This window comes from Streptomyces scopuliridis RB72, assembly GCF_000718095.1.
Taxonomy (GTDB): domain Bacteria; phylum Actinomycetota; class Actinomycetes; order Streptomycetales; family Streptomycetaceae; genus Streptomyces; species Streptomyces scopuliridis.
Genome location: NZ_JOEI01000006.1, coordinates 1 through 12,613 on the forward strand (window position 1 = coordinate 1; position 12,613 = coordinate 12,613).

A 12,613-nucleotide genomic window follows, 5' to 3' on the forward strand; every position below is an offset into this window, starting at 1 on the left:
CCCGCCGGATCGCACCGCACCGTAGTCACCGCGCCCAGCGCGTCGACGACCGAGGCGAGATGGCCGCGGATGTCGTAGGCGTAGTGCGTGATGTGGCCGGCCGGGCCGCTTGCAAGCGCTGCGCGCGTTGGCGTGCGTCCTTGCGGACCTGCTGCGGTAACTGAGCTTCGGGGGCACAAGGGAGCTCGGCGGCGGGACACGAATGTGGGCCGTGCTGCCGAGGGACGCGGAATCACCAACTATCTCCCACGAAAGGACTGTTGGAGAGCCGAATGTAGCGAATGCATACTTGGGGCCACGAGGCTGAGGCCGCCGATCTACAGCGCAGGGAAACCCGATGAGTGCTGCCCGCCGTGGCAAACGCCGTGCCACGCTGCCGTCCCGCGCGTGGAGCGTGCTCGCGGCGTCCGTCGGGTTGATCGCACTCTCCGGCGCGGCCGTGTCCGCCACGGTCCTGAACGCGGGGGGCTCCGACGGCGTGGTCACGCACCGCGAGACAGCGAGCCCCGAGGAGGTCCTTGAGTTCTGGACTCCGGAGCGGATAAAACAGGCGAAGCCCGCTGAGATGCCGGTGCAACCGGTGGAGTGCGTGGGCCGGCAATGGTTCGTCCGCCCGCACTGCTGGTGATCTCGACCGACGGGTGTACCCCGGCGCCGGGACGGACCGGCAGCCGTGGAGGTCGGTGCAGAACCCAACGCCCGCCCACGCAAAACGCTCGGCCGGGAGACCCCGGCCGAGCGTTTTGGCTGAGCTGCTGACTAAAGCCATTTGACCAGCAGGTTGCTACGCCCCCTTGAATTCGCCACCGAGAGGGGGTTTCGTGCCGCCGGCGTGGCCTCTAGGCTGCCATCAGGTCAGATCGTCGGTGTGTCATCGACGATTTCCTTGTGCGGTTCGACAATGAACTTCCAGCCATCGCTGGGCTCCAGGAACCGCACTCGGGTCGGATAGATGTCCAAGGCGCGGCGGTCGCGGTTCTGGCTGCTCGTGTTCTTCCGCCCCCGGGTCGGCTCCTCGTACAGGTCGACCTTGACGTCCGGCACCGCGACGGCTTCCTCGCTCCAGCGCTGAACGATCCCCACGCCGAACGCGTCCCGCGCGGCGGAGTAGAGCGAATCCAGAGATTCCTTGTTCCCGTTGGGCACGAAGAGGGCGAGGTTCAGGAGGACGCCGGCACTCTGGAGAACCTCGATTTCCTCCCCCGCCTTGTCGGCAACCCAGATCCCGCCCTCTTCGGCATTGTCCGGGAGAACATGAATTTCCTCATCGAAGACCGTCCTCGCGATGAAGGACCCTCCCTCAAAATTCTTACCCGGCCCTGTAAGGAAAGCCGGTGCGTAGCAGTCGAGAGGAAGGCCATCCGTCGCCGCCGAGACGAAGATGTCGTCCTGGGGGCCCAACTCTGAAACCTCCCCGGCCGTAAGACGTCGAGCCGTAACCTTCTCGGTATTCACGCCATTCCCCTTTTTTCGTGGCGTCCTGTGAATTCATTAAGACTCTACCACGAAAACGACCGGCCAGTTCCCGTTACGCATGTCTTCGCGCCCACGATAGTACTGGTCATACCTCCGAGTAATTTCTTCCGGTAGAACAGCGGACTAATGACGAATCTTCTCGCATCGCCAGGCGAAACGCGGCACCCGTAGAGAAATGCGGTGAGGCCCAAGAGGTGACCTATCCGCTTCGATGGTGTTTTCGGCAACGAAGTCAGTCGTCAAATGGAATGCGAGCGGACTTGGCCGAATAGCGACAAGCAAACAAGAGGCGCCTTGATGCTCGGCATTGGGCTGTGCTTGCGCTCCCATCCGTTCCCATACGTTCCCATCCGTTCCCATCCGCTCGAAACTCCGACCCGGCCTGGGCGCAGCCAGACGCGTCACCTCGCACGACTGAATGAAACGGTCATCTCGAATCGCGACACGGCCGCGGACAGCCGATCACACCGATTTCCCCAGCCATGTCAGACAGCTCGGTCTCAGCGTTCAACGGTGACACTATTTCCGGCGTCAGCGGTCGTAACGCATACACATGACTGAACGTGGCGGGGCAGCCGGCACAGACGAGAGCCAATGACCCTGCTGCCAACAGGGCGGATGAATCACGATCGATCAGGGGCGTCGACAGCCCGGGTGGCAGTACCGCGCCACTGCGGCCTTCTCAGCCGATAGTGACGACACGCGCCCAGGGCGGCGGGGTGTCCGGGACGTAGTCGGGGTTCTCTTCCGGCACAGCGCGGGCAGGACGGGGGAAGAGACCGACGACGGTACGGCAGGGCGGCTGCGCGGAGGGCCAAGGCGTCTGACCGTCCGTCAGGGCGACGATCACGTCCGGGCGGGGCCGGGAGCGGAGCGCCCGGGCGAAACCGGAGCGCAGATCCGTTCCCCCGCCGCCGACCAGTTCGATGTTCTCGGCGCGGCAGAGCGGGACGGCGACCCCGGCCGCCGCGTCGCAGGAGATCACCGAGACCAGGTCACGCCGCCCGCCCACCGCCCGCGAGATCGCCGCCACCTCCAGCAGCGCGCTGCCCAGCTCGGCGTCGCTCACCGACCCGGAGGTGTCGATCACGACGCAGACCCGGGGCGGCGTACGGCGCAGGCTCGGCAGCAGCACGCCGGGGACACTGGCCGAGCGCCGGGACGGACGCCGGTAGCTGTGGTTTTCTCCCACCCCCGGCGCACCCGCCGCGGAGCGGACCGCCGCCCCCAGCAACTGTCGCCACGGCTGCGCCGGATGGAACGCCTCGTCCGCCCACCGGCGCCATCCCTCCGGAGCGTCGCCCGGCCGGCCCTTGATCCCCTCGGCGACCCGGAAGCGGACCGCGTCCCGCTGCTGCTTGCTGAGCCCGTGTGCCCCGTCGGGCCCCAGCTCCCATGGCCGGTCCTGTCCGTCGGCACCACCACCGCAGTCCAGCCAGGCCAGATCACCGGTGAGCCCTGACATCGACGCCGTCCGCAGGTACTCCTCCATCAGCAGCCCGTCAGCCAGCCGCAGCAGCGACGGGAGCACCGCCCCGGCAGGCAGGGGCAGACCGTCACCGTAGATGTCGTCATTGATCTCGAAGTCGGCGGCGATGTTCCGCCGCAGCCGTTCGCCCCGCCCGTGTTCCTCGTGCTCCCGCGCATACCGTTCGCCTCGCCCGTGGTGGTCCCGGAGCAGATGGGAGACCTCGTGCACCCAGACACCCGCCAGCTCCTCCACCGGGGTACACGCCACGAAGCCGGGGGAGACGTAGCAGCGCCAGTGTGCGTCCACCGCCATCGTCGGCACCGACCGGTCCTCCACCACGTGCAGCGCGAAGAGCGCGCTTGCCAGGTAGGGACGGACCTTCACCGCGTGCAATCGGGCGGCCAGCAGCTTCTCCATGTCCAGCGGGAGTCCGGGCGGGCCGTACGGTGCGCCGGAGCCGGCCGGCGGCGACGGAACGGTGGCCCGTACCGGGCGAGGCGGCGCGGGCCGGGCCATCGGGCGCGGCAGCGGGTGCTTCGCGGCCCCTGTCATCGGCACGCCCCCGTCGCACGCCCGGCGTCGGCCGCCGCCGCGGCCCGCCCCACCGACCGGTCCGCACGCCTGGCGAGACCGATCACCCCGACCAGCCGCTCCACCGCATCCGGTACCTCCCAGTCGTCGCGCCGCAACGCGGCGAGCGCCGTCGCCGGGGCGACCAGCAGGTCCGGGGCGCCGGTCTCCAGCGCCCGGACCAGCACCGCCCAGCCTGCCTCCCACCGCGCCCGCTCCGGCCGCGCCCGCTCCGGCCGCGCCCCGACGGCGGCCACCACCGCCTCCAGCGCGGCCTGACGCAGATCGCCCCGTACCGGCAGCTCGGCGGAGCCCGGATCGGCCAGCAGCGACTCCGGGTCGGGCAGGTCCATCCGGTCCAGATGGGCGAGGAGTTCGAGCCCCGGCCCGTCCCCCACCGTGCCCCGCACCAGCAGTGCCAGCACCTCCCGGGATACGGAGGCCGCCGTACCGAAGGCCAGCAGGGCCAACGCGGCCTCCCAGCTCCGGGGCGAGGGCCAGGCACCGCCACGACGCGTCTCCGTGCTCGGCAGCCGGTGGATCAGCGTCGGCCGGGCTTCCAGGAATCCGCAGACCGCGCGCCGGGCGAAAGCCACCGCCTCCGGCAACCGCTCCGGAACCAGCCGGGGCACCTCCGCCCGAGGCCAGACCCCGCCCAGCCCGCGCACCACTACCTCCCGGTTGTGCACCCAGTACAGATGTACGAACCGGTTGGCCAGCGGCGGGCTCAGCTCCCACCCGTCCGCCGCCGACGCGCTCGGATTGGCCGCGGCCACGATCCGCACCTCCGGCGGCAGTTGCAGCGCACCGACCCTCCGCTCCAGGACGACCCGGAGCAGCGCGGCCTGGACGGCGGGGGTGGCGGTGGAGAGTTCGTCCAGGAAGAGCAGCCCCCGCCCGGCCCGCACGAGTTCCACGGCCCACTGCGGCGGCGCCATCGGCACCCCCTGCACCGCCGGGTCGTCGCCGACGATGGGCAGCCCGGAGAAGTCGGTCGGCTCGTGGACGCTGGCGATCACGGTCGTCAGCGGCAGGTCGAGGGATGTGGCGAGCTGCGTCAGGGCCGCGGTCTTGCCGATGCCCGGCTCGCCCCAGAGCAGCACGGGCAAGTCGGCCGCGACGGCCAGGGTGAGCGCTTCGAGTTGCTCGTCGGGGCGCGGCTCGGTGGTGGTCGTCCGCAGGAGGGCCAGGAGGTTGTCGGCGACGGCGAGTTGGGGGTCGGATCCGGATGCGCCGGCGGGGGTGGGTGCGGGCAGGCCGACGGCCGGGACCGGGGTGGGCAGGAGAGTGCTGGAGGTCATGGGCATCACCTTGGGTGGGATAAGGGGACGGAACGGGCCGTCCCGGATGTCGAGGGGGCGTGCGGCGCGGAATGCGCAGTGCCGGCACGGGACTTAGGTGAGGGCAGCCGGTCAGGCGGTCGCCCGGTCAGCAGGTCAGCAGGTCAGCAGGTCGGCAGGTCGCCAGGTTGGCAGGTCGCCAGGTCAGCAGGTTGGCAGGTCGGCAAGTCGGCAGGTCAGGCCAGGCCGGTGCGGGGCCGGGCCCGGCTGCTCCGCTTGCTGCGCATCGCGGGAGGCGTACGGCGGTCGAGCCGGGGACGGTGGCCCGCCTCCGCGTGCCTCACGCCCGAGGCGTTTCCGCCCCCTACCGCGCCGGCGCCGGGGTGCACGGCGACCAGCCCCGAGCGGAAGAGCCCGTGGTCGACGCGGCGCGCCGCGGCCGACTCCAGTTCCTCCCGGAGCGGCCCGTCGCGCAGGACCGCACCGGGACCGAGCAGCCCCTCGACCACGGCCAGCGCCCCGGCGACGTCACCGTGGCCCAGTCGCTCCCGGACCGCGGGCAGTGCCTCCGGGTTACGGTGCACCTCGTCGATGGCCCGCAGGCAGGGCAGCGCAGGGCCGCCGAGCGCAACCAGCAGTTCCTCCCGGCGCAGTTGAGCCGGGTCGTGATCGATCGCCTTCAGCGCCCCGTCCCGCAGCGCGATCAGGTGGACCTCGCCCCGGCACTCAACCCGGTGCGGATCGCCGGGCCGGGGGGCGGGGCCGGCCGCCGGTTCCGACCCGGACGCCGCCGCCGACCCGGACGCCGCCACCGACCCGGACGCCGCCAATACTGTGGCGACGAGCGGATGCAGCCGATCGGTCGCGACCAGCCCGGCCCGCAGCAACTCCAGGTCCGGAAGGACCCGGGCCGCCGCCTCCGGCAGCACCGGAAGCGCCGCGGCCTCCTGCGGCGGCAGCGCCTCACGCAGCGGCCGGAACGTCGGGGCATGGCTGTCGTCGGGTGCGACGAGTTCGAGCACGGCGCGGCTCCGCGCACCGAGCCGCACGGTAAAGGCCCCGCGAGGGCGACCCTCGGCCCGCAACAGCAACTCCGCCTCGGCGGCCCAACTCGCCGACGCCCACGAGTAATCGTGGACGGCGGGCCGAGCCGGCAGGTCCGGAACGTCTGGCCGAGCGGGCGTGTGGAGCCGGTCGGGCGTGTGGAGCCGGTCGGGCGTGTGGAGCCGGTCGGGCGTGTGGGGCCGGTCGGGCGGCGCCATGGACAGTGCCACGCCCGCACCGCACCGCCGCGCCAGTTCGCCGCTCCGCTCGGAATCCCAGAGATGCCGGTGCAGGTCGAGCCGGAAACGCCGGTCGGGATGCGGGTGCGGATGCGGCTGGTGCATGGGGGCGCCGTCCCCGGACTCCTCCCACAGGGCCAGGGATATCCGCTGTCCGGCGTCCGCCCAGGCCGGCGGTGTCCGCACCACCAGCCGCAGCGGCGTGGCGCCGGAACTCCGGTAACGCGCCAGGGAGATGGTGAGGCCCGGCCGGAGCCGCCCGTCGGGGGCGATCCGGGGCATGTGCCAGCGGAGCAGATCCGGCGCCAGCCGACGCAGATCTGCACGGAGGTGGGTGAGGAGATCGGTGCCGTGGCGGTGACGCACGGCGCGCAGATCTAGGTCGACGTCGACCCGGGCGGCGGCACAGGCCCCCGCCCAGTCACCGACCGCACGCCGTGCGGTCGCGGTCTCGATCATGGACGGTGGCACGGCGTACTCACGCACGCGCTGCCACATCAACAGGTGTGCCGGAATCGGGTTCGCGAAGTGATGTGCCATCAGCACTCACCTTGCGCGAACGATTCCCCCGATCCGTACGAGGAGTAGTTCATCATCCCCGGCATCATAAGCACCACGATGAGGATCTGTCAGGCCCCCTCGACCGCCCATCGGCCCTTCCTCGACGCACGCCGCAACGCCCGGAGTCGCGCGGCGAGTACCGCCGTCGCCGCCCGTTACGGACCGCGCGGACCCGGCATGGAGGGAACGACCAGCCGCCGCGCCCGAGCACCCAGTGCCACTGCCGGATGTGGATACGTCGCCCTCGCACAGCCCCGCGGAGCGCACCGATGTGCTCCAGCCACCACTCCAGGCCGCCCGTCGCGTTGGTGAGCGCACCCGCTCACGGGACGATCCGGCCCGGGAGTCGACGCGAAGACCGCGTCCACCGCCTTGAGCGCGTCACGCCGTATCACGTACGGACCGGCGGCATCGGTCCCGGACATCACATGGCCTCCGACGTTCCATACGAGTTACCCGGGCACGAAGCGCCCTTGACAGCACGCAGAACCAACACCCTCAGTCCCGCTCCGCAGCTCAGAGGGCGAGTCGGCAGCCGGGTCGTCGCGTGAGCCGTGCGGAACTCCACCGCCGCCTGCCCACCGCGGAAACGAGCCGGGCGTGCCGGCGCCGGTCAGCCCGGGGCACGCCCCGCCGCGGCCCGTCCCACCGTCAGGGCCTGCCTGCGCACCCTGCGCCAATTCATCGGCGGTGCCGCGCGCGGCACGCCCGGGCGGCGACTGGGCAGCCGTACGCGCAGCGCGCCCGGTTCGATCCGGCAGCGTACGGGGACAGGCACGGTGAGGGCCTCGCCGTCGACACCGGCAGGGATGGAGGGTGCGTCGGCGTCGATGACGACCTCCCGGGCGGTGGCCGAGGTCAGCCCGGGTCCACGCCGGCCGCGAAGCATCGAGGCCGCCTGGACCGCGTTGTCGACCTTGACACCGAGCACCCCCAGGACGCCGGAATCCAGCCGATCCCGGTATCCCAGGCCCGCGGGATCTCCCATCCGGTAAGGGTTGTTGCTCACCAGGACGGCTTGGGGTCCGTCGATGACGACGGAATCAGCGTGCACTTCCAGGCGCGGGCCGCTGTGGTGGGTGAGCAAGTCCGGCAGCATCTGGAGGGTCGTACGGGCCTTGTCGCCGCGATAGGCCGGGCTCTGCACCACGGTCGCGTACGCGCCGAAGGAGGCGTTGTTGACGAAGACGCGCTCCCGGCCTTCCGCCGGGGACGCCCCCACGGCCATGAAGCCGAGGTCGACGCGGCGCTCGACGCCGTCGGTGAGCGCCTGGAGGCACGTCGAGGGGTCCTCGCGGTCGAGGCCGAGGTCCATGGCGAAATGGTTGCGGGTCCCGGCGCAGATGACGACGAACGGAACGCCGAACTCCACCGCGACGCCCGCGACCAGGGCCTGCGTACCGTCGCCGCCCGCGACGCCGAGCAGGTCGGCGCCGTCGTCCACGGCCCGCCTCGCCAGCTCGGCCACGTCCTGCGGATGCGCGGGGTCCAGTACGACGACCTCGGCGCCGAGAGCCCTCGCCCTGTCCACCAAGTGGAACCTTGCGACCTTCCCGTCGCCCGAGCGCGGGTTCATGATGATGAACGGGCGTCCCGGAGGAGGGACCCGGCGTTCCGGCGTGCGCACCGGGCCTGGGTCCGCCAGTGCTGTTCTGCCGGCGGAGACAGCCAGCGTCCACAGGGCGAGCGAGACGAGCACCACCCACAGCACTCCGGCGACCGCGTAGAACACCACGACGGCGACCGGCGCGCCGATCGCCAGTATGAGAGCGAGCGCCCTGGCCACACCCGCGCGCGCGAGCACCCACCACACGCCGGCCGCCGTGACGGCCAGCCCTGCCAGCCCCACGCCCACCAGCGCGACGCTCCGAAGCCCGGCGAACACCAGGAGGACCAGCAGCGCCGCCGTTCCCGCCGCCAGCGCGAGGCGTGCGGCCCAACGCCTGTCCACGCGATCAAGCCTCCCGCCGATCAGACAGCTCCCGTCCGTCATTGCACAGGCGCGGTCCGCGAAGCGCATCACCCGGCACGGGTGACCCGTCCCCGGGCCGTCGCGTGGCGATCAACGGCCGAGCGCATGACCATGGGAATGCCGGTTCCCCGGCACCGCCCGGCATGGCCCGGCATGGCTCGGTTCACGTGGTGACAGGACCGGAGTCGATGTGCCGGCCACGAGCCATCCATCGCCACCTGGGGGTGGTACGCATTCTTCCAGCCCGTGCCACGGCCGCAGAGGGCGGCGAGAACGAGGGCGGCGAGAACACCGTCGTCCCGTCGTTCGGCGCAGCCGGGGCACCGCTGGATCCGTCCGGGGACCCGCTGCTCGCGGCGAAGTTCTCGGTCCCGGCCGTCGCCCGCGGCTTCGTCCGCCGAAAACGGCTTCTGGACCGGCTCACCGACGGTACGAGCGGGCCGCTCACCCTCGTCACGGGCCCGGCAGGGGCCGGGAAGACGACCCTCGTCTCCTCCTGGACGCGGTGGGGTAAGGCCCCGGGACCGGTGGTGTGGGTGACCCTGGACTCCGGCGACACCCCCGGTGTCTTCTGGACCTACGTCGTGGACGCGTTCCGCCGCGGGCTTGCCGGGTTCCAGCGCGGACCCATCGGGCTCACCGGCGACATCGGCACGCCCGTCTCCGCCGGCAGCGTCGATCACTCGCTGCTGGTCCGCCTCTGCTCCGCCCTGGAACGGCTGCCCGAGCCGGTGGTCCTCGTGCTCGACGGCCTGGACAAGGTGCCCGACCGGGAGGTGGCATCGGGCCTGGAATTCGTCCTGGACCACGCCGGGCCGCGGTTGCGCCTGGTCCTGACCAGCCGGGTGGATCCCCCGCTGCCGCTCCATCGCTACCGTACCGAGGACCGGGTGTACGAGATCAGGGGCGGCGACCTGGCGTTCACCCCGCACGAGGCGGCCGTACTGCTGCGCGGGCACGGCCTGGTGCCGGGCGCGGAGACCGTGGGCGCCCTCACCGGCCGCACCGAGGGCTGGGCCGCCGGACTGCGGCTGTGCGCCCTGGCCATGCGGGAGTCGGGCGACGCGGACGGCTTCGTCCGGTCGTTCAGCGCCTCCGAGCACGCGGTGGCCGACTACCTGCTCGCCGAGATCCTCGACGCCCAGCCCGCCGCGACCCGGGAACTGCTGCTCCGTGTCAGCATCCTGGACCGGGTGCACCCCGATCTCGCCAACGCGCTGACCGGGCGCGAGGACGCCGAGCTGATCCTGACGCGGCTGACACGTGCCAACGCCTTCGTCGAACCCATCGCCGACACACGGTGGTGTCGCTTCCACACGCTGTTCGCCGAGGTACTCCACGCACACCTGCGCAGCCGGCGGCCCGGCCTGGAACCGAAGCTGCACCGCCGGGCCGCACGCTGGTTCACCGATGCCGGCCAGATCACCGACGCCCTGGCCCACGCGGCCGCGGGCGGGGACTGGCGGTACGGCGCCACCGTGGCCGTCCAGCACCTGATGGTCGGACGTCTGCTGGCCGACCCCGGGGCCGAGGGGCTCGATCGGCTCTTCTCCCGCATGCCGCCGGACGTCCCGGGGGCCGAACCCGCCCTGATCGCGGGGGCCCGCGACCTGTCCCGGCACGACTCCGCGGGCTGCCGCGCGCACCTCGCGCGGGCCGAGCACCACCTGTACCGCAGGGGAGCACGGCCCACGCCCGAGGCGCGGCTCACCCACGCCCTGCTGCGGCTGCTGTCCGGGTCGTACGAGCAGCGGCACACGGGGGCGGACGGCGCGGCGGCGGCCGAGGAGGCGGCACAGCACGTCGGGGAACTGATGGGGCGGCTGCCACCGTTCCGGATCAAGGAACACCCCGAAATCGAGGCGCTGCGACACCACGGGCTGGCCTGCGCCCTGCTGAAGTCCGGGCGCCTCGACGACGCCCGTACCGCGTTCGCGGAAGCCGTGCGGGCCCGCGCGGCCGAGGTGACGCCCCTCGTGCGGCACCAGTGCTTGGGGCAGCTCGCCCTGGCCGAGGCCATCGACGGTGCGCTGACCGTCGCGGCGGACCACGCCCGGTGCTCCCTCGGCGTCGCCGACCAGCACCGCATACCCGAGCCCCGCCGTTCGGGGGCCGGTCACCTGGCGCTGGCCATCGTGGCGTTCGAACGCGGCGATGTCCGCGCCGCGATTCACCACCTCGATCCCGCCGAGGCGCTCCCCGACACCCGCGACGACCCGATGCTGATGACCGAGACAGCGGTCCTGTGGTCCCGGGTGGAGCTGGCGCGGGGCCGGCGGTCGGCGGCCCTCGGGCCCCTGGACGCACTCGGCCCGACCCCCCTGCCATGGCCCGCCGAACGCCGGGCCGTCGCGCGCTCCGCCGTCGCCCTGGCCCGCGGAGACCACGCGACGGCGATCTCCGTCCTGGACGGGGCCGCATCCGGAGGCCCGTCCCGGACCGTCGCCCTCGCGCTCGCCCACCTCTCCGCCGGGCACACCGAGGCCGCTCTGCGCCTCGTCGCACCGATCGACGGCTCATCGGGGCCGCCCCTGCCCGATCGCGTACGGATCCTGCTGCTGCGGACCCATGCCACGATGCCGGACGGCGACCCCGCGGTCACGCGCGCCCTGCTCGCCCAGGCTCTGGACGCGGCACGCCCCGAACAGCTGCGACAGCCTTTCACCGAAGCCGGACCCTGGCTACGGCATCTGCTCCACCGTCCGGACGGCCCCCTCGGCGTACATGCCTGGCTCACCGCGCGGCCACCGGACCGCCAGGACAACCCGATCCTGATCGAACCGCTGAGCGGACGTGAACGGGAGGTGCTCGCGCACCTGGAGCAGATGATGTCCACCGACGAGATCGCCGCCGCCCTGCACCTGTCCGTCAACACCGTCAAGACGCATCTGCGGGGCCTCTACCGCAAGCTGTGCGTCTCCCGCCGCCGGGAAGCGGTCGAGCGCGGCCGTGAGCTCCGCCTTCTGTGAGGTGCCGGCCCTGCCGTGCGGTCACCTCCCGTGGGTGATGTGGTCCCGCCGCCCGACGGGGAGCATGCGGAGGACGGTTTTCCCGACGCGGGAGAAGCGGTGGGGCGCATGCGGTACGAGTTCCGTGTCACCGGCCATGTCTCGGCGGTCCTTGCCGAGGGGTTCCCGGAGCTGGACAGGGTGCTGGCTCCCCGGCAGACGCTGTTCATCGGTGAGGTGACGGACGAGGCGCATCTGTACGGGCTGCTGAACCGCTTCCGGGATCTGGGCCTGCGCGTCGAGGAGATGCGCCGCCTCGCGGACTGACACCGCCTGTCCAGCAGACCGGCAAGCTCCACAAGGCCGGAATCTCACCCGTACCGGGTGAAGCGTCCAGCCCCCGGATCACGCACGCTCGAACCGCGAGTAGATCGCGCGAGTAGCGCGAGTAGATCGGGGGGGATGGATCGGGGGGATGGCTTGGCGCGGGGGCCTGGATTGGGATTGGGAGAAGGCAATGGACGGTTCCATGTACCTGGCGTACGACTATCCGGTTCTGGGCGCGTTCTGGACCATGTTGTGGATCTTCCTCTGGGTCCTGTGGTTCGTCGTGCTCTTCCGCGTCATCGTCGACATCTTCCGCGACGACACCATGAGCGGCTGGGCCAAGGCCGGGTGGCTCGTCCTCGTGATCGTCCTTCCCCTCGTCGGCGTCCTCGTGTACGTCCTCGCTCGCGGTAAGGGCATGGGCAGGCGCGAGACGGAGCATGTCCGGGCCCAGCAGAAGGCGTTCGACACCTACGTGCGTGAGACCGCCAGGGGTACGGGAGGAACCAGCGAGGTCGAGGAACTCGCGAAACTCTCGGAGATCCGCGCCAAGGGCGACATCACCGACGAGGAGTTCCGCCGGGCCAAGGAGAAGATCCTGCACTGACGGCCTGACGGCCTGACTGCGGCGACAGCCACGTCGGCACAGCCGGTCGGTCCTCTCCTCACAGTCCTCACAGGCGGGTCGTACGGCGATGCCGGCCCGCGGCATTGATCCCCGTCCG

9 protein-coding genes are annotated in these 12,613 nt (G+C 71.7%); 4 read left to right on the forward strand and 5 right to left on the reverse strand.

The features are described 5' to 3' along the window. Positions 1 to 337 precede the first annotated feature (337 nt). Positions 338 to 628 carry a hypothetical protein gene (locus IF11_RS0108080; protein ID WP_116641066.1) on the forward strand — a complete coding sequence of 97 codons (291 nt, stop codon included), beginning with the start codon at positions 338 to 340 and terminating at the stop codon, positions 626 to 628. A 227-nt stretch (positions 629 to 855) separates the two neighbouring features. On the opposite strand, the gene IF11_RS0108085 is transcribed toward IF11_RS0108080, so the two are convergent. The 5 genes from IF11_RS0108085 to IF11_RS0108105 all read right to left on the reverse strand — a co-directional run bounded on the left by IF11_RS0108085 (position 856) and on the right by IF11_RS0108105 (position 8,592). Beyond that, on the reverse strand, positions 856 to 1,455 hold the full coding sequence (locus tag IF11_RS0108085; protein ID WP_030350776.1) for a hypothetical protein: 600 nt from the start codon (positions 1,453 to 1,455) through the stop codon (positions 856 to 858). 703 nt (positions 1,456 to 2,158) lie between these two features. Next, positions 2,159 to 3,364 (reverse strand): DUF2201 family putative metallopeptidase, encoded by a 1,206-nt coding sequence (locus IF11_RS0108090; protein WP_030350777.1) that lies wholly within the window; start codon positions 3,362 to 3,364, stop codon positions 2,159 to 2,161. 131 nt (positions 3,365 to 3,495) lie between these two features. Beyond that, a complete protein-coding gene (locus IF11_RS0108095; RefSeq protein WP_030350778.1) occupies positions 3,496 to 4,818 on the reverse strand; it encodes an AAA family ATPase in 1,323 nt (440 codons plus the stop codon). Between the two features lie 215 nt (positions 4,819 to 5,033). Continuing rightward, positions 5,034 to 6,620: a hypothetical protein gene (locus IF11_RS0108100; RefSeq protein WP_030350779.1), complete on the reverse strand. Its 1,587-nt coding sequence runs from the start codon at positions 6,618 to 6,620 to the stop codon at positions 5,034 to 5,036. 634 nt (positions 6,621 to 7,254) lie between these two features. Beyond that, positions 7,255 to 8,592 carry a diacylglycerol/lipid kinase family protein gene (locus IF11_RS0108105; RefSeq protein ID WP_240627942.1) on the reverse strand — a complete coding sequence of 446 codons (1,338 nt, stop codon included), beginning with the start codon at positions 8,590 to 8,592 and terminating at the stop codon, positions 7,255 to 7,257. Between the two features lie 209 nt (positions 8,593 to 8,801). On the opposite strand from IF11_RS0108105, the gene IF11_RS0108110 reads away from it, so the two are divergent. The 3 genes from IF11_RS0108110 (at position 8,802) to IF11_RS0108120 (ending at position 12,495) form a co-directional block, all read left to right on the forward strand. Continuing rightward, positions 8,802 to 11,582 (forward strand): winged helix-turn-helix domain-containing protein, encoded by a 2,781-nt coding sequence (locus tag IF11_RS0108110; RefSeq protein ID WP_078490546.1) that lies wholly within the window; start codon positions 8,802 to 8,804, stop codon positions 11,580 to 11,582. A 108-nt stretch (positions 11,583 to 11,690) separates the two neighbouring features. Then, positions 11,691 to 11,888: a hypothetical protein gene (locus IF11_RS0108115; RefSeq protein ID WP_030350782.1), complete on the forward strand. Its 198-nt coding sequence runs from the start codon at positions 11,691 to 11,693 to the stop codon at positions 11,886 to 11,888. A 190-nt stretch (positions 11,889 to 12,078) separates the two neighbouring features. After that, entirely contained in the window at positions 12,079 to 12,495 is a 417-nt protein-coding gene (locus IF11_RS0108120; protein WP_037727327.1) for an SHOCT domain-containing protein, read from the forward strand. Positions 12,496 to 12,613: the final 118 nt, after the last annotated feature.

Bases quoted from the DNA above. Each gene is read 5' to 3' on its own strand.
- IF11_RS0108080 (WP_116641066.1), top strand. From the start codon at position 338: ATGAGTGCTGCCCGCCGTGGCAAACGCCGTGCCACGCTGCCGTCCCGC.
- IF11_RS0108090 (WP_030350777.1), bottom strand. From the start codon at position 3,364: ATGGAGAAGCTGCTGGCCGCCCGATTGCACGCGGTGAAGGTCCGTCCC.
- IF11_RS0108095 (WP_030350778.1), bottom strand. From the start codon at position 4,818: ATGACCTCCAGCACTCTCCTGCCCACCCCGGTCCCGGCCGTCGGCCTG.
- IF11_RS0108100 (WP_030350779.1), bottom strand. From the start codon at position 6,620: ATGGCACATCACTTCGCGAACCCGATTCCGGCACACCTGTTGATGTGG.
- IF11_RS0108110 (WP_078490546.1), top strand. From the start codon at position 8,802: ATGTGCCGGCCACGAGCCATCCATCGCCACCTGGGGGTGGTACGCATT.
- IF11_RS0108115 (WP_030350782.1), top strand. From the start codon at position 11,691: ATGCGGTACGAGTTCCGTGTCACCGGCCATGTCTCGGCGGTCCTTGCC.
- IF11_RS0108120 (WP_037727327.1), top strand. From the start codon at position 12,079: ATGGACGGTTCCATGTACCTGGCGTACGACTATCCGGTTCTGGGCGCG.